This window comes from Ochrobactrum sp. CGA5, from assembly GCF_006345815.1.
Taxonomy (GTDB): Bacteria; Pseudomonadota; Alphaproteobacteria; order Rhizobiales; family Rhizobiaceae; genus Brucella.
The window spans coordinates 89,546-105,848 of sequence record NZ_VCIG01000005.1 but is presented as its reverse complement, the minus strand read 5'-3'; the positions used below and the strand labels follow the sequence as shown (position 1 = coordinate 105,848).

Here is a 16,303-nt window from a genome sequence, read left to right as displayed (position 1 = left end):
TCCCACTTTATTGTTTTATGCGGCATTTTCGGCTTCAACGCCGGTTGCAAGCACGACAATGTCATGTTCCGTCATACGTTCGCCGGATACCTCGCCGGCAATCCGCCCTTCCCGCATCACGACGACGCGGTCGCAGATACCGATCAGTTCCGGCATTTCCGATGAAACGACAATGATCGACTTTCCCTCATCCGCCAGATTGGCGATGAACTGGTAAATCTGCTCCTTCGTGCCGACATCGATGCCGCGTGTCGGTTCGTCAATGATGACGATGGACGGATCGAGCATCATCATCTTGGCAAGCAAGAGCTTCTGCTGGTTTCCGCCAGATAGCTGACCCGCCAAAATATCCTTGCGGCCTGTGCGTATATCGAATTCACGGATCGCATCATCGAGCGCGGCGCGTTCCCGGTTGCGGTCGATCTGCAAACCGCTCACGAATTTCTTCAATGAAGCAAGTGTAAGATTGACACCCAGATCCTTGGACAGAAGCAGCCCTTTTCCCTTTCGGTCCTCGCTGAGATAAACGATGCCCGCCTTCTGGCTCTCATGCGCATTGCGGAAATGAACCGGCTTGCCGTTGTGGCGCACGTCGCCCTTACCGGATCGCAATCCGACGATGCCTTCCATCAGTTCCGTGCGTCCCGCGCCAACCAGACCGGCAAAGCCGAGTATCTCACCCCGGTTGAGATGGAAGCTCGCATTCTGCACGTAGCCCGGCACGCTGAAATTATCGACATCAAGAATGGCAGCGTTGTCATGCTGGCTCACACGGTCGGGATAAAGCTTGGCGACATCACGGCCAACCATCAGCCGCGCCATATCCGATGGCTGTAAATCGGAAGACAGATGCGCTGAAACAAGCTTGCCGTCGCGAAGCACAGTCACGCGATCGGATATTTCCTTAACCTCCGGCAGGCGGTGCGAAATATAGAGAACTGCGACCCCCTTCGCACGAATATCCCGGATTACTTTCAGCAGCGCTTCCGTCTCAAAAGGCGTTAGCGAAGCAGTCGGCTCGTCGAAAATCACCACCCGATGCGGTACCAGCAGCACACGGGCAATCTGGACCAACTGACGCTGGGCGATCGACAAAGAGCCGACCACCGCATCTGGATCGATATCCGCACCAAGATCGCGGATGGCCTTGCGTGCGCCTTCGCGCATCGACTTGTCGTCGACGACAAGTCCCCGGTTAATCTCACGACCAAGATAGATATTCTGTGCGACGGTAAGGTCTGGAGCGAGGAGAATTTCCTGATGCACCAGCACAATTCCGTGCGCTTCGGCCTGTACTGGCCCCAAAAAGGAGACCCGCTTGCCGTCGATACGGATTTCCCCGCTAGTAGGGCGCTCATTGCCCGCGAGCAGCTTCATCAGTGTCGATTTACCGGCGCCGTTTTCACCGATAATCGCATGGACTTCGCCGCCAAAAATACGCAGATCAATATTCTTCAGAACCTGGACAGGACCGAATGACTTGGAAAGCGATATAGCCTCCAACAGCGCAGGTCCGCCATCTGCTTCCGGTGCACTCATAGGCAATCGCCTACGGTGCACTGCCGCATTTGATGCGTCTTGAATAGGCTCTTTGCCGATAGTTCTGGCTGCACGTGAACTCCTCCCAAAGCGTCACGATAAAAAGCTTAGCTTTCGTTTTGAGGTACGTAAAGCAAAATATGCAAACTATCCCATCATCAAACGAGAGAAGCCCCATTTATGCAAGGTTGCAGGACACACAGACTTGCAGACGTCGTTGCGATGACACGAAAGCTATTCCGAGATCATTATCACTGATCCGGCCAAAGGCTTGTCAGATTACCGATACGAGATTGCCTTGGGCAGAGAGATAAAATTGTATGGAACCATATCCATGCCAGCGCGTTCATGCGGCTCAGAAGGAGAGTAAATGCATGCAAATCGTCGATGCTCTGGTCAAAAGGTGCGGCAAGGACAATTCCTATCGGGTAGAATTCATCGGTGAAAATGGGGAAACTGTTTGCGTATCCTTCCGCCATGATTCCGAGGAAGAGTTGAGCCACCATGACGCCATTGCAGGTGCGCTTGCCAAGATGGCGCCGCTTACGGCTTATGGGGCAGCGTTCATCAGCATCTTGTCAGCCAACAAATTGAACACAGCTGCCACGGCGGCCTGATTAAATTCCAATCGGAAAGCCCTGCGCTCCAGCCGGACCGCAGGGCTTTCTGCGTCTATCGATCTACTCCCTTTTGTGCCGCTCTGGGATTGATATCCTTCTGAAAATTGCCTAGCTGCTTGACAGGAACGAGGCAATTGACGAAGGTTCGGATATGAGTGAACTGGCCGACTGGCTATCACACACCCGCCCGATCACACGAAAGAACGCGGCAGAAGCTGTATTCGACGATATTCGCTCGGCCATCACGTCCGGTCGTCTTGCGGTTGGAACCCGGTTGCCCTCCGAAGCCCGACTGGCGAGCCGGTTCGGTGTTAGCCGACCGATCGTGCGGGAGGCGTTGCGATCTCTACAGACGCTGGGACTAACCCAGACCCGCACAGGCAGCGGCACTTACGTCCTGGATGTCTCTCCCACGAGCGAACTAAGCTACGGTGGCTATTCAGCGCGTGACCTGATTGAGGCGCGTCCATTTATCGAAGTACCGGCAGCGGGCTGGGCTGCGCTGCGCCGCAGCACCGAGCAACTCACTCATTTGCTTGAACTTTGTGACAAGATGGACCGTCAGACAGACCCGCAAAAATGGGAATTGCTCGATTCCGAATTTCATTGCGCTATTGCTGAAGCCTCCGGGAACACGGTTTTCACAAAGATCGTCGCTGATGCCCGTGAGGCGCTGATCCAGCAATCCGAACTTGTTAACCTGATGTCTGGCCGCCGTGATGCGTCGAATGTCGAGCATCGCCTTATCGCTAAGGCCATTGAGGCCGGATCGGACGCCGAAGCCCGCGCGGCGATGGAGGTGCATCTGAGCAAGGTCAAGACAGCCGTGACGACGATAATCGGCAAGGATGAAGTCTGATACCGGAGTTGCAAGATGGTAGCTTTGCACAGGATTCGCGCAGATCATTCATACCGATCCGTCTTGACGCAGCATTTTTATGCCAGGTAGGTAAAAACCGATAACACTTTCTTCCTGCTGATTTTTTCCCTGCCAACCTTCTTTGAGATTGAGCGTAGAGCTTCTCAGTTCAAGCCAAATACTTGACGCGCGTTCCGCGATATGCGTTAAAACCGCCGCAAAATCTGTCATGCAGCTTTACAGAATACCCATCAAATAGCGGTGTATTCCACACCCTCATTGAATGGTCCGCAGCGTGCCCTAATTGGCGTTTTCACGCCGAACGGCCGCCTGTAGAAAACGCGCTCTCAGGGAGGAGCAATGCCGATCGAAACCATAAAAGCCAGCCCGGCTGAACGCGAAGTGTTCATTGAAGAGGATCGCGGTTTTCATAAAGCCCTGAAACCGCGACAGATTCAGATGATCGCCATCGGTGGCGCAATCGGAACAGGGCTGTTTCTCGGTGCAGGCGGACGCCTGGCACTGGCAGGTCCGGCTCTGGTCTTCGTCTATGCCTTATGCGGCTTCTTTGCATTTCTGGTTCTGCGTGCCTTGGGCGAGCTGATCATGCATCGTCCCAGCTCCGGCTCTTTCGTCTCATATGCCCGAGAATTCTACGGTGAAAAGCTGGCTTTCGTAGCCGGCTGGATGTACTGGCTCAATTGGGCAATGACATCGGTCGCCGATGTGACGGCAGTTGCGCTCTATATGAATTTCTTCAAGCACTATGTACCTTTGCTGCAAGGTGTGGACCAATGGGTATTTGCCCTAACAGCGCTTGTCATCGTGCTGGCGATGAACCTCCTGTCCGTGAAAGTCTTCGGCGAGCTGGAATTCTGGTTCAGCCTCGTCAAGGTGATCGCGCTGGTGACCTTTTTGGTCGTCGGCGTTTATTTCGTCATTTCCGGCACCCCGATCGATGGCCATTCTGCAGGTTTCAGCATCATCACGGATAATGGCGGCCTGTTCCCGAACGGCATACTGCCTGCATTCATCATCATACAGGGTGTGGTTTTCGCCTACGCATCCATCGAATTGCTGGGCACCACGGCCGGAGAAACCGAAGACCCGCGCGAAGTCATGCCCCGCGCAATCCGCACTGTGGTCTTCCGTCTGCTCGTCTTTTATGTAGGTTCGGTTCTGCTGCTCTCGCTGCTTCTCCCCTACACCGCCTATTCCGCTGGTGAGAGCCCGTTCGTGACCTTCTTCAGCAAGATCGGTATCGAGGGAGCAGATATCATCATGAATCTCGTCGTCCTCACCGCCGTGCTGTCGTCGCTGAATGCCGGGCTTTATTCCACAGGACGCATCTTGCATTCGATGGCTGTATCGGGTTCTGCACCAGCTTCGCTGGCCAAGATGAACAAGAACGGCGTTCCCTATATGGGCATCGCGGTTACCGCCGTCGTCACTGTCATCGGCGTTGTTCTCAATGCTGTCATGCCTGCGGCAGCCTTTGAAATCGCGCTTAATCTTTCCGCGCTCGGCATTATTACGGCATGGGGCGTCATCGTCCTCTGCCAGTTGAAACTGTGGCATCTCGCGCGTCGCGGCGAAATCGAGCGCCCGGATTTCCGCATGTTCGGCGCACCCTATACTGGCATCCTTACACTCGCATTCCTGCTCGGTGTATTGGTCCTGATGGCGCTCGACTACCCAGTCGGAACCTGGACAATTGCTTCGCTGGCGATCATCGGCCCTGCCCTCATCCTCGGCTGGTATCTCATGCGTGAACGCATCCATCGACTCGCTGCCGAACGTGCTGTAGACGCCGACGTTCCTGGTAAGTGAGAGGATTCGGAAATATGACGCTTGCAAAGCCTTCCATCGCGGTAATAGCCACTGGCGGCACCATCGCCAGCAAGCGTGGGGATGACGGAGCAAGCACCCCTGTCCTATCCGGTGAAGATCTGCTGGAGTTTGTACCGGGCCTGGAAGCGGAACTTCGGCCTGTCGACCTTATGGCGAAGGATTCCGCAAGCCTCACCCTTTCCGACATGCAGCGCATCAGCGATGCTGTCGGGTTGGGCCTGGAGGATGGCGATATCGATGGCATCGTCGTCTTGCATGGAACGGATGCCATGGAAGAAACGGCGCTGCTGGTACATCTACAGCGCCGCATCAGCAAGCCGGTGATTTTCACCGGAGCGCAGTTTACCGCCGACCACCCACAGGCGGATGGACCGGAGAACCTTGCCACCGCCATTCGGCTTGCCTGCGATCCGGCCAATGCCGACAACGGCGTCCTTATTGCATTCGGCAGGCGGATCATTCCAGCTTGGGGCGCATACAAATTCAGCAGCGACAGTGCCGACGCATTCCGTTCTGCACGTGAGGCCCAGGTTCAGAGTCCGGTGCTTCCAGCCCCTGTCGGTGACCGCCGGATCGACACGATTGCCATTTATCCGGGCTGCGACGCCCTCCATATAGAAGCCAGTATTACAGCCGGTGCCAGCGGCATTGTTCTTGCCGCGCTGGGTTCGGGCAACACGACGCCCTGCGTTGTCGAAGCTGTCCGCGAATGTTCGCGCCGCAACATTCCCGTTGCGGTTTCGAGCCGCGTGCCGGAAGGCCTGTTGACACCCGGCTATGGCGGCGGCGGTGGCGGATATGACCTTGGTGAGGCCGGAGCCATTCATGCACATACACTTCGCCCCGGTCAGGCCCGCATCCTGCTCGCTGCGTTAATCGCCAGTGGCAGCTCAAAGGATGCAATGGTTCAAGCTTTCAGCGATAACCGATAAGCAAATCAGCTCGACAACTGGCGATGGCACTCTTCCGCCGCCTGCAGCAGCCGCTCACCGCTTAGCAAAGCCCCTCATCGAACCCTGACACTGGCAACGCAAATCGCTTGCATCGCATCCCGTTGAAAATCACTGACGATTGTAAAACGCAACCGGCCGATCTAGAAAAGCCGCAGTTTGCGGGCGTGGAAAGCTTCAGCGTAGGTCTCGGGTGCGCGGCATTCCATACCACGTAAGCGGGCAAGCCCGCGAAAGGTTTCAGGGTCAAACCAATCCTTCGACCGTTGCGTGCCGAAGTGTTTCATCAACAGCTCGATCTTGCGATCCATTATCGCAGCCGGCAGCGCTGAATATGCATTGGGCTGACCCAGATCGCCATCCCATTTTGGAATTTCGTATTCAAGGATCACCTGATCGCGGAAGAGATTCCATGTCAGTTCGTTAACCGTGCGGTGATCCTGATGGGCGTCGCCATTACGATGGGTGAAAACCATATCTGGCTGCCTACGCCGGCGCTGTTCAATTAACCATTGTTTGATTTCGCGGCTCTGTGCCGGAAAATAGCTGTCCTCGAAAGAGGCAAGATGGATATTGAAACTGTCTGTCCCGCGCAGGAAATCGCGGGCAGAAGCTTCCGCCTCCACGCGCCGTTCCTCATTACCGGACAGAACGCACCACTCCACATGCAGCGGCGTGCCATTCTCGATCAGGCTCAGGATCGTGCCGCCGCAACCGATCTCAATATCGTCGGAATGCGCGCCCAGACAAAGCAACTGCAGCGGACGGCTGTGATTTGCCAGGGTGCGCAGATCGATCATAGCGCTATCGCGACATTGGTGGCGCGTCGTGCGGCTTCTTCCGCCTTGTGTCTCTTCCAGGGCATATCGCCCTTCTCCACCATATCCTCAAGCGTCTGCCAGTCGCGCAGCGTATCCATGGAACGCCAGAAGCCCTCATATTTATAGGCCATAAGCTGGTTCTCAGCGATCAGGCGGGCAAATGGTTCAAGCACCAGCTCCTCGCCCTCGCGCATATAGTCAAATATTTCCCTGCGGAAGAGAAAATAGCCACCATTGATCCAGATATCGGAGGTGTTCGACGTGCGGAATGCCCGCACTTCGCCGCCCTCGGCAATATCTGCAAGATGATAGGTCAGTGGCGGACGAACGGCGAGGAAGCAGGCAATCTTGCCGCTGACCCGGAAACGTTCCGTCATATCGTCGAGGTCGACATCGCTGAGACCATCGCTGTAATTGGCGAGGAATATATCCTCATCAGCCACATGCGAACGTGCACTCCAGAGCCTTTCGCCGATATTGCGCCAGATGCCCGTATCGAGCAGCGTCACGCTCCAGTCACGATCCACTTCCTCAAGCAGTTGAACATTGCGCCCGCCATCCGAAACCACACAGTCCGCAAAGGTCTGTGGGCGTATCGTCAGAAAAAAATCCTTCACAACATTGGCCTTGTAGCCCAGGCACAGTACGAAGTCGTTATGGCCGTAGTCGCTGTAATACTCCATGACGTGGTGCAGGATAGGCTGATGGCCGAGCGGGATCATCGGTTTCGGGATATTCTCCGAATATTCGCGAATTCGGGTTCCAAGACCGCCGCAGAACAGAACGACTTTCATGTTTACCGCTCCTCTGTGAGTAGTGCCGGATCAATCAACGTGACGTGCGGAATGGGAATGATAAACTTCGCACCCCATTCGACCACGTACTGCATCTGCCGGATGATCTCATCCTTGAAGTTCCAAGGCAGGATGAGGATGTAGTCGGGCCGGTATTTGTCGATTGCCGACACATCGTAGATCGGAATGTGCATGCCCGGCGTGAAGCGCCCGTGTTTGTACGGATTGCGATCGACCGTGAAGTCCAGAAAATCCGTCCCAATGCCGCAGTAGTTCAGAAGCGTATTTCCCTTGCCCGGCGCGCCATAGCCGCAGATACGCTTACCGGCATTCTTGGCCGCGATCAGGAAAGACAGGAGATCGCGTTTTGTCCGCCGGGTCTTTTCGGCAAACTGCTCATAGGTCGAAATCTCGTTGAGGCCGAAACGCTCCTCGCGCTTAAGAAGAGCGGCCACACGCGGCCCTGCTTTCCGCTTGCTACTGTTATGCGCCAGGTACACACGCAGCGATCCGCCGTGGGTCGGGAGTTCCTCCACGTCGATGACCTTAAGGTGATGGCGATGCGCCATATACCGGATCGTCAGTAAGGAGAAATACGAGAAATGCTCATGATAGATCGTGTCGAACTGGTTCTGTTCGATCAGATTGGCGAGATGCGGAAACTCCAGCGTGATCACGCCCTCTGGCTTCAACAACAGTTGCAGGCCGCGCACAAAGTCATTGAGATCGGGGACTTGGGCCAGAACGTTGTTACCGATCAGAAGGTCGGCCTTGCGCCCTGCGCCGACCAGTTCGGCGGCAAGCGTTGAGCCGAAAAAATCCACGCGCGTCGGGACGCCCTTCGCAATTGCGGTCTCTGCCACATTGGCTGCCGGCTCGATACCGAGGATCGGAATGCCCTTCGGCAGAAAATGCTGCAAAAGATAGCCGTCATTGCTGGCGATCTCGACGACGAAACTGTTTTCGTCCAGCCCCAACCGCTCGGTTATCTCATCGCAATAGGTTTTGGCGTGGCTGACCCAGCTGGTGGCGAAGGACGAGAAATAGGCATACTCAGTGAAAATCTCGGCAGGCGAGAAATACTCCTTCAACTGCACCAGAAAACAATTATCGCAAACAAGCGCATAGAGCGGGTAATACGGCTCCATCCGGTCGAGGCGATCCGCCGTGATAAAGCTCTCGCAAGGCGGTGACATCCCAAGGTTAACGAAAGTATGCTTGAGTAGTTTACCGCACAGGCGACAGCCAGTCTGCTCTTGCGCCATGCTCGTGCTCCGCGAAATATCCGGCGTCTGGATGGTCATACGTCATTCCTTGCCTCATCGAACCTTTTTTGGCAGGTCCGTTATGGTTTGATAGAGCTGAACTCCGATCGACGTCGGATAACCAAAACTACTAAGTGGCATGAAAATTTCCGAGACTGTCATCAGGAGCGAGGCGTACATACGATCGGGCGCAACATTCACCGGATGACCTATGAGAAGTAGGCACCCAGTCTTCACCCTATGACGGTCGGGACGTAGAAGCTTACCTCATTCGGACAGGTTGGTATCATCCGAAAGCCCATTCGGATGCATCGAAGAAGGTTCTATCGCGCAGATGCGCTGCTGTCAGAATGCACATCCACGACAATCGGGGCAAAGGCATGCGTTTCGTTTCGCTCAACATCGACGGCGCCTGGTCTATCGAACCGGAGAGGCTTGAAGACGAACGGGGCTGGTTCGCGCGGGTCTATTGCGAAGCTGCGTTTGCTGAACGGCAGATGGAAACGCATTTCCCGCAGCACAGCCTGTCTTTCTCGCGCGAAAAAGGAACGTTGCGCGGCCTTCATTACCAAAACGAACCGCACTCGGAGACCAAACTCGTCACCTGCCTGCAAGGCGTCATCTGGGATGTTCTGGTCGATCTGCGCCCGCATTCACCAACCTATCGACGGTGGACCGGCGTAGAGCTGTCCGCTGAAAACGGCGTACAGCTCTACATCCCGGAAGGCTGTGCCCACGGCTTCCAGACCCTGACGCGCGATGTGCTCGTGCGTTACATGATCTCGAAGCCTTATGCGCCTGATTATGCAACAGGTCTACGCTATGATGACCCGTCTCTTGGCATACCCTGGCCGAACAGGCCAAGCGTCATTTCCGACAAGGATCTGGCTTGGCCGCTGCTTTAGACCTCCACCAACAAGCCCGCATCGCGGAGGCGATCAGCCGCATCCGCAAGGGTAACGAATGGCAGCTTCGCCCGCTCTGCCATATCGAGAATGGAATGCTCGCCATCCGCCAGATTAAGGACCCATAGCAACGCCATTGCGCTTTGCGCGGCGCGGCTGTCGCCTCCCATGCTTCCATAGAGCCCACGCTTTCCTAGCTGCGGCTCCCCTTTTGGAGAAGTGTTTAACGGGCGCCAGTTTCTATCAGCAATTTCAATTGCTTGCATAACAATATTGAAAGACTGCTCAAGATAAACAGGTTTGATGAAATCGAGATTGTCGGCCGATGTGTGGTATTCTGGAAAAGAGCCATAAAGGCTGCGCTGGAACATACCCACCGGCAGGTTGAATCCCGGCGAACAGAACTGGCGTTCGTCATAGCCATAGGGCCAGAAATCATGCGTCACTGCACCGGCGCACCCGGAAAGCACAAGCGCCATGATGCGATCGATCTCAGCATCGCCGCGACGGCTGCGCTTGTAATTCGGCCCACCTGCGTCACCGACACAGGAGAGAACCAGCCCGTGCCGAACCAGCCCCAGCTGCGCCTCGTTCTGCTGAAGCCAGGCGAGAGCACCGAAAGTCGCAGGACCGAAAAGCAGCCTATAAGTCAGACGAGTGCGCCGCAATTGCAACGCCTCGCCGAGACAGGCCAGCAGAGCCAGTCCTGAGCAATTGTCGTTGGCTAGAGAGGGGTGGCAGAGATGGGCTGAAAGGATGAATGTCTCGTCTGTTTCGCCCCGGTGAATAAACTCGCCAAAGGTCAGAAAGCCATCGCGACGCTCTGCGTCAATCACGACGTCATAATCGCCCTCCGTCAGGGCCAGAAACGCCTTATGCGTCATGCAAAAGCCCCAGCCATCGGAATGGTAACAGGTGCGATAGGGAATGAGGTCCGGCTGATCAGGCAATGTATGAATATGCTCCTTCAGAGCACTGAGCGGCATTCGGACCCGCACCGGCACGCTAAAATTTACAACGTGCAGATTGTGCTGGGCAAAATCGACGATGTGCCTGCCTTTATCATCCGCGATATAGGCCTCGCGAATGCTCCATTCCTGCGGCGCTTTCCAGTCGTAAAGCGATGTACCGGTCGGAACCGAGTGGACGGTTAGCGGCAGGTGCTCCCCGATGATAGCAAGCGTGTCGCGCACCCCGTCACCGGCGAGACTACGGCAGATTGGATAGAGGCGAGCAGCAAGATCATAGATGGCCATCCCGTTTGAGGGTGACGGAATGGAATTTTCAACGCCTATGTGCCCTGCCCCCGTATCCATCATGCAGTCGCCCGAAGGGGTTGAGTTTCTTCGTCGGCGCGACGCAAGTCAGCATCCAGAATACCTTCCGCGATGAGCTTTCGGATATGGGCGATACGCTGGAAGCGCGGTCCTTCAAATTCCTCAAGTGTCAGCGTCGAACTACGATAGGCAGCAAGCAATTCGCGCGTACCGGTAACGGCATCCCACTCCGGTTTCGCTTCCGGCAACACGCGGGCCAGCTTTTCAAAACTGACGCGGTAGGAACGTGTGTCCGGCCCGGCATCGTCCGCATATTCGATACGGCAATCAGGGACATTATCGGCAACAATGCCTGCTATGTCGCGGATACGGTAATTGTGCTCCGTGGAACCGACATTGAAAGCTTCGTTCCAGACTTTCTCGCGTGGCGCTTCCATCGCCGCCATGAAGGCGCGGGAAATATCGCGGATATGCACGATTGGCCGCCATGGCGTACCGTCCGACTTGAGATAGATCAGCCCTTTCGTCACAGCCCACGCCACGAGATTATTGAGCACAATGTCGAAGCGCAAAAAAGGCGAAACGCCGTATGCCGTGGCAGGTCGCAGATAGACAGGACAGAAGCTTGCATCCGCCAGCTCCTGAATTTCCTGTTCCGCCCGCACCTTGGATCGGCCATAGGCCGTTACCGGTTTCAGCTCGCCGGTTTCATCGATCAGATCGGCATCGCTGATACCGTAATTGCTGCAGGAAGAAGCAAACAGAAAACGCCCCACACCGGCACGTTTGGCAGCTTTTGCCATGGCTACACTCGCTCGATGATTGATGTCGTAAGTCAGTTCCTCATTGAGGTTGCCGAGTGGATCGTTGGAGAGTGCGGCAAGATGAATGACTGCGTCGAAGCCCTCAAGATCACGTGGCAATACATCGCGCACGTCCTTTCGGATGGTCGGCACATTCATCACCGTGCCGCCTTCTTCAAATAAGCAATTCTCGTAGAGCCCAATGTCATAGCCGGACACGTCGTGCCCCGCATGTGCGAGGACCGGCACCATGACCGACCCGATATAGCCCTGATTGCCCGTAACCAGTACTTTCATGTCCGACTCCTCAAGCTTTGATAAATGCATGTTAGCCAGAGAGGACAGGAGCGACGACTTGACCGAAGGCATGTCCGGTTAGGACAAGCGTGTATGAAAAGCGTGAAAGGACGTATTGCCTACCTCCTTTGGATGTCCTTCAAGCGGGCTGCAGTGCCAATCAACAAAAGCCAATCGGTTCCACCACCTGAATTTTTCGCTTGCTTCGGCATATAGGTTACAATCCTGCCCTCGATCTTCGGCGCGTCTGCATCAGCAAATTTGCCGGAAAAGGGGTCATACCAGACGGCCTTCTGACCGATTTTTACCGCATCCTTTTGCACCGCAAAGCCATTGGCATCACCATAGATCACCGACAAGCTCCCATCAGGCAGGAAAGAGCCGTAGCTTTCCGAATTCACGGCGAGGCGGTCTTCACGATCTGGCTGTAATTGCTGCCAGGGCATTTTTGCAAACAGCGCCTTTAGAGCCGTCATCGACCGTGCGCCCGGACTGTTGAGTGCGTCGCGCCAAGTGCCATCGTAGGCGAACAGGCCGGAACTGTTGAAATGCCAGATAGGATTATTGCCAAAGAAATGTCCCGCAGCGCCGCCCAGTAAGGCACCATAGGCGTTTCGCCGGATGGTTTGCGGTGTCGACTCCCGTTCCCTCTCGTAGAATGTCTCCAACAGTATGACCGGCATGGCGACGTCGCCCGCAGTACGAGCGATCATTCCGGTATGAATGTCCTTGTAGCTGTAGAGCGTATCGAAGGAGAACCAGCTATATTTGCCCCAAATCTCGGCAGTGTCTGTCTCGGGGCTGGGGTGAACGGTTTTCAGTGAGGACGGGCTGATCTTCATGATCCCCTCGGCCAGGCTGGAAACCAGTTTCTCGTCCGGTGTGTTAAAATCGCCTCCCAAAACCCAGACAATGTTGGAGTATTGCCGAAATCGTTCGGCTACTTTCTGGCCATAGAGGCGCATTTTCTGCGGGCCCGCGATCTCGACATTGTTGAACCAGCCCTGATCGCCGCCGCTTACCCCCAGATAGGCCGGCGCGAGAAAAACGACGAAACCAAGCTGTTCTGCCCGACCGATCACCCAAGCGGCATAATCGAAGTATTTCGGATTGAGTTCGCCGAACGCATCACCGTTGAAGGGCTTCTCGCCATAGGCATTGGCTGGCGGATGACTGGAGAACTGGTGTTCAACCAGATTGACCAGAATGGCATTGAAGCCACGCTTTCGGCGATCCTGCAGATAGATTTCGACATCATCGCGCTTGAGTTCCGCAATCAGCGACCAAGCGGTGTCGCCATTTAACAAAAAAGGTTCGCCTGTTGCATCCTCGAATATCCTCCGGTCGTGAGCGACCTTGATCGGAAACAAGTCGGACGCATGGGAAAAGCCTGCTGCCAACGACAGCAGAGCCACGGTGATCAAGGCAGACGCAATTCGCATCATCGCATTGACGGCGGATAGGCGGGCGCTTCATTGAAGCGGCGATAGACCACTTGCGAAGGGCGCCCGGTTAAATAAGAACCCACCCCGTCATTCAGCGCCCTGACATAGATGCCAAGCGCACCGTCGATGGCATCCACCGTCCGCGCAATGTCGGTGTCGCTATGCGTATAGCTCACCACCAAAGAAGGCATCAGGACGCCGCGCCTGATCGTCTCTTGAAGAAGCAATGTGCGAAATGCCTGCGAGGGCTGGCCTTTCTCATCAAGAGTGCCATATGCCAGGCAGCACGGACGCCCGAACAGTCGAACATGCTTCTGCAGCCCATGACCGGTAATCGCCGCATTCACGCCCTCCGCCAGCTTGGAGCCCTGCTCATAGAGCCGTTCGATTACCGGCTCGTCGCGATAGATCGTCATCGTGGCAATCGCCGCCGCCATAGCGTGAGTTTCCGCACCATGCGTGGTCGAGAGCAGGAACACGCGTGGATGGTCGGTCTGGGTCAGCCCCCCAAGCTGCATATATTCCGCTTTGCCGGCCAGCGCCGAAATCGCAAAGCCGTTGCCCAGCGCCTTGCCGAAACAGGAAAGATCAGGTTCGACATCGTATAGCTTCTGCGCACCACGCAGATGCCAGCGAAAACCGGTAATCATCTCATCCAGAATGAACAAGGCCCCGTTTTCATGAGCGATGCGTCTTGCTTCCTGCAGGAAGTTATTTTGTGGCTCGTCCGCCTTTGCGGGTTCGAGAATGATGGCTGCGATGCGCCCCGGATAGTCCTCGAACAAGGCTTCAACACTCGCAATATCGTTGTAGTGGAAGGTCGCTGTCAAAGCCGAAACCGAGGCCGGAATACCCGCATTCATTTTCGTTGTCCCGATAAACCAGTCATCGGTCGAAAAGAACGGATGGTCGGCGCAACAGGCAATCATGTCGCGTCCCGTATAGGCCCGCGCCAGTCGCACTGCGCCGGAGGTCGCGTCCGAACCGTCCTTACAGAATTTCACCATTTCGGCGCCATCAATCAGCTCAAGAAAGCTTTCCGCGCATTCGACTTCTATGGCGCTCGGCCGCGTGAAGTTACAGCCGTCCTGTAAGGCATCACGAACAGCGCGCACGACGGGTGGATAGGCGTGACCGAGCCCAACCGCACGATTGCCCATGCCATATTCGATATATTCGTGGCCATCCACGTCGAAGACATGCGAGCCGGACCCGCGCTGGATGAAGCCCGGCGCCAAAACCGGGTACTGGTCGTCGCCCTTGGCATAGGTATGGCAACCGCCCGGAATGAGCGCGTGCGCCTTGCTGGCAAGCAATTGCGAATTGCGGAACTGCGATGTGAAAAGGTTCATGCCCCTTCTCCTTTCTTATTCCCAGATCATGCGGCCGACCATCTTGTATGCAGACGTTCGCGCATCTGGCGCAGCCAGTTCTTTACCGGCTTCGGCAGGCGGCTGCGCAAACTGGAATGAAGCGCATTCGGCATCGACCATTGAGAAAGCGCCAGCGGCGGCGCAATTGCAGGTTGATCCTTCGTCAAGTTTTCGAGAAGGCACGCATAGGCGCGCCCGGCAGTATCGTTATCGAAAACCGTTTCAACCTTCTGCTGGGCAGCCTCTCCCATGCCCGCAAGCAATTCACGATCACGCGCAAGCCGGTCGATATGACGCGCCGCCTGACGGAAATCGCCGACAGGAAACAAAAGTCCGTCCTTCCCATCGGTGACAATAGTATCGGTCACACCGACAATTTTGGATACTACCGCCGGGCATCCCTGGCTCATCGCCTCGATAAGCGTAAGGCCGAAACCTTCATAGCGCGACGGCATGACCATCACGTCATGCTGGCTCACCAGCCATGGTACATCATACGGCGCAACCCAGCCGCTAAAACTGACCTTGTCGCCAAAGGGTGCAAGACGATGCCGCAACTCTGCGAGATCGGGACCGTTGCCGGCGACTGTCAAGTGATAGGGACAATGGAGCTCGCGCAAAATACTAGGCAGCCAGAAAATGCCCTTCGGGCTGTCTTCTATGCGACCGAGATAAAGTAGTCTTAGCGGGCTGCATTCGTCCTTTTTCGGAAAATTGCGCGACAGATGTATGTCCCGGTTCAGTCCATGCGGAATGACCAGCGTACGCGCGGCATCGAAACCGTGCTGGTGCACGAGATCGTCGCGGCAGCGTTTCGAGACACCAACCGTAGCATGAACATGATCGCGGATCGCACGCGCCGCAGCATAGGTGCCGGGCGTGATGTTGTGGACGATCATGATGCGCAGAATATCGGCTGGCAGATAGCGGACCAGATTGGTTTCAAATCGGCTCGATAGAACATTGACGAACACGGCTTGGAAATGGTTGTCACGCAGAAAATCGATCATATGCCTTGCGCGGGTTTCTTCATCCAGAACGCCCATCCGGTCGATCGCATCGCCTTTGCGAAGGGCGTCGTCCAGCCCCTGCCCGGTTGGCACATTGACCGTATCGCCTGCAGCGCCCGCGGCAAGCCAGCGAAGTTCTATGCCCGACTGGCCAAGCGATGATCGCAGGCGTGTAAAGACCGAATAGGTTCCGCCGATGTGAGGACGGACAAAGTAAGCACATTTCATGGCCAGAACCTGGTTGCCGCCCGGAACTGTTGTCAGAGGGACATTTCAAGGAGACAAGACTTCGAGGGAACAACTCCCCCGAAGCCTTACTCCGGTATATCGGGGGCAATGGATATACCGCTGGCCAGTGTACCGAAATTGCCGTGCCGCGCATTTCGGCTATGAGGGGTACACCCCATCCTACAATAGAGGATGGTGTTCACCCTTCTGCCAGTTTTCCCCGCGATGCGTTCCGCATTAGCTTTTAGCTGTAGCGGGAGACACGC

The 16,303-nt window shown here is 55.7% G+C and carries 15 protein-coding genes; 5 read left to right on the top strand and 10 right to left on the bottom strand.

The genetic code is table 11. From position 1 onward, the window contains the following. Positions 1-15: 15 nt before the first annotated feature. Positions 16-1,539 carry a sugar ABC transporter ATP-binding protein gene (locus tag FJQ48_RS05275; protein WP_139974157.1) on the bottom strand — a complete coding sequence of 508 codons (1,524 nt, stop codon included), beginning with the start codon at positions 1,537-1,539 and terminating at the stop codon, positions 16-18. Between the two features lie 374 nt (positions 1,540-1,913). Here FJQ48_RS05275 and FJQ48_RS05270 point away from each other — a divergent pair, with 374 nt between their 5' ends. Next, entirely contained in the window at positions 1,914-2,156 is a 243-nt protein-coding gene (locus FJQ48_RS05270; protein ID WP_139974156.1) for a hypothetical protein, read from the top strand. A 154-nt stretch (positions 2,157-2,310) separates the two neighbouring features. Continuing rightward, positions 2,311-3,018 carry a FadR/GntR family transcriptional regulator gene (locus FJQ48_RS05265; protein ID WP_139974155.1) on the top strand — a complete coding sequence of 236 codons (708 nt, stop codon included), beginning with the start codon at positions 2,311-2,313 and terminating at the stop codon, positions 3,016-3,018. Between the two features lie 48 nt (positions 3,019-3,066). On the opposite strand, the gene FJQ48_RS05260 is transcribed toward FJQ48_RS05265, so the two are convergent. Then, entirely contained in the window at positions 3,067-3,249 is a 183-nt protein-coding gene (locus FJQ48_RS05260) for a hypothetical protein (protein WP_139974154.1), read from the bottom strand. A 135-nt stretch (positions 3,250-3,384) separates the two neighbouring features. Here FJQ48_RS05260 and FJQ48_RS05255 point away from each other — a divergent pair, with 135 nt between their 5' ends. Both FJQ48_RS05255 and FJQ48_RS05250 read left to right on the top strand, forming a co-directional pair. Then, on the top strand, positions 3,385-4,848 hold the full coding sequence (locus tag FJQ48_RS05255) for an amino acid permease (protein WP_139974602.1): 1,464 nt from the start codon (positions 3,385-3,387) through the stop codon (positions 4,846-4,848). Positions 4,849-4,862: 14 nt separating this feature from the next. Further along, positions 4,863-5,801, top strand: a complete 939-nt coding sequence (locus FJQ48_RS05250; protein ID WP_139974153.1) for an asparaginase — start codon at positions 4,863-4,865, stop codon at positions 5,799-5,801. Positions 5,802-5,962: 161 nt separating this feature from the next. Here the strand turns inward: FJQ48_RS05250 and FJQ48_RS05245 are convergent, their stop codons facing one another. From FJQ48_RS05245 to FJQ48_RS05235, 3 genes are read right to left on the bottom strand one after another with little or no spacing between them, the layout of a single operon-like run. Further along, positions 5,963-6,619 carry a PIG-L deacetylase family protein gene (locus tag FJQ48_RS05245; RefSeq protein WP_139974152.1) on the bottom strand — a complete coding sequence of 219 codons (657 nt, stop codon included), beginning with the start codon at positions 6,617-6,619 and terminating at the stop codon, positions 5,963-5,965. Continuing rightward, a complete protein-coding gene (locus FJQ48_RS05240) occupies positions 6,616-7,434 on the bottom strand; it encodes a sugar phosphate nucleotidyltransferase (protein ID WP_139974151.1) in 819 nt (272 codons plus the stop codon). Before FJQ48_RS05240 ends, FJQ48_RS05245 begins: the two co-directional genes overlap by 4 nt. Positions 7,435-7,436: 2 nt before the next feature. Beyond that, positions 7,437-8,738: a class I SAM-dependent methyltransferase gene (locus FJQ48_RS05235; protein ID WP_139974150.1), complete on the bottom strand. Its 1,302-nt coding sequence runs from the start codon at positions 8,736-8,738 to the stop codon at positions 7,437-7,439. Positions 8,739-9,079: 341 nt separating this feature from the next. Here FJQ48_RS05235 and rfbC point away from each other — a divergent pair, with 341 nt between their 5' ends. After that, entirely contained in the window at positions 9,080-9,604 is a 525-nt protein-coding gene (rfbC, locus tag FJQ48_RS05230) for a dTDP-4-dehydrorhamnose 3,5-epimerase (protein ID WP_139974149.1), read from the top strand. Here the strand turns inward: rfbC and FJQ48_RS05225 are convergent. The 5 genes from FJQ48_RS05225 to FJQ48_RS05205 form a co-directional block, all read right to left on the bottom strand. Then, the gene (locus FJQ48_RS05225) at positions 9,601-10,923 is read right to left on the bottom strand and encodes a DUF4910 domain-containing protein (protein ID WP_180350129.1); all 1,323 of its coding nucleotides are present in this window, start codon (positions 10,921-10,923) and stop codon (positions 9,601-9,603) included. The two genes, rfbC and FJQ48_RS05225, sit on opposite strands and share 4 nt — an antisense overlap. Beyond that, a complete protein-coding gene (locus tag FJQ48_RS05220; protein ID WP_139974148.1) occupies positions 10,920-11,981 on the bottom strand; it encodes an SDR family oxidoreductase in 1,062 nt (353 codons plus the stop codon). The genes FJQ48_RS05225 and FJQ48_RS05220 overlap by 4 nt, the downstream gene beginning before the upstream one ends. 119 nt (positions 11,982-12,100) lie before the next feature. Further along, a complete protein-coding gene (locus FJQ48_RS05215; RefSeq protein ID WP_139974147.1) occupies positions 12,101-13,426 on the bottom strand; it encodes a DUF4038 domain-containing protein in 1,326 nt (441 codons plus the stop codon). Continuing rightward, entirely contained in the window at positions 13,423-14,778 is a 1,356-nt protein-coding gene (locus FJQ48_RS05210) for a glutamate-1-semialdehyde 2,1-aminomutase (protein ID WP_139974146.1), read from the bottom strand. Before FJQ48_RS05210 ends, FJQ48_RS05215 begins: the two co-directional genes overlap by 4 nt. Before the next feature lie 26 nt (positions 14,779-14,804). Further along, positions 14,805-16,037: a glycosyltransferase family 4 protein gene (locus FJQ48_RS05205; RefSeq protein WP_139974145.1), complete on the bottom strand. Its 1,233-nt coding sequence runs from the start codon at positions 16,035-16,037 to the stop codon at positions 14,805-14,807. Positions 16,038-16,303 lie beyond the last annotated feature (266 nt).

Coding starts and splice junctions, on each gene's coding strand:
- FJQ48_RS05240 (WP_139974151.1), bottom strand. CDS start 7,434: ATGAAAGTCGTTCTGTTCTGCGGCGGTCTTGGAACCCGAATTCGCGAA.
- FJQ48_RS05210 (WP_139974146.1), bottom strand. CDS start 14,778: ATGAACCTTTTCACATCGCAGTTCCGCAATTCGCAATTGCTTGCCAGC.
- FJQ48_RS05250 (WP_139974153.1), top strand. CDS start 4,863: ATGACGCTTGCAAAGCCTTCCATCGCGGTAATAGCCACTGGCGGCACC.
- FJQ48_RS05270 (WP_139974156.1), top strand. CDS start 1,914: ATGCAAATCGTCGATGCTCTGGTCAAAAGGTGCGGCAAGGACAATTCC.
- FJQ48_RS05205 (WP_139974145.1), bottom strand. CDS start 16,037: ATGAAATGTGCTTACTTTGTCCGTCCTCACATCGGCGGAACCTATTCG.
- FJQ48_RS05245 (WP_139974152.1), bottom strand. CDS start 6,619: ATGATCGATCTGCGCACCCTGGCAAATCACAGCCGTCCGCTGCAGTTG.
- FJQ48_RS05220 (WP_139974148.1), bottom strand. CDS start 11,981: ATGAAAGTACTGGTTACGGGCAATCAGGGCTATATCGGGTCGGTCATG.
- rfbC (WP_139974149.1), top strand. CDS start 9,080: ATGCGTTTCGTTTCGCTCAACATCGACGGCGCCTGGTCTATCGAACCG.
- FJQ48_RS05265 (WP_139974155.1), top strand. CDS start 2,311: ATGAGTGAACTGGCCGACTGGCTATCACACACCCGCCCGATCACACGA.
- FJQ48_RS05235 (WP_139974150.1), bottom strand. CDS start 8,738: ATGACCATCCAGACGCCGGATATTTCGCGGAGCACGAGCATGGCGCAA.
- FJQ48_RS05215 (WP_139974147.1), bottom strand. CDS start 13,426: ATGATGCGAATTGCGTCTGCCTTGATCACCGTGGCTCTGCTGTCGTTG.
- FJQ48_RS05260 (WP_139974154.1), bottom strand. CDS start 3,249: ATGACAGATTTTGCGGCGGTTTTAACGCATATCGCGGAACGCGCGTCA.
- FJQ48_RS05225 (WP_180350129.1), bottom strand. CDS start 10,923: ATGATGGATACGGGGGCAGGGCACATAGGCGTTGAAAATTCCATTCCG.
- FJQ48_RS05275 (WP_139974157.1), bottom strand. CDS start 1,539: ATGAGTGCACCGGAAGCAGATGGCGGACCTGCGCTGTTGGAGGCTATA.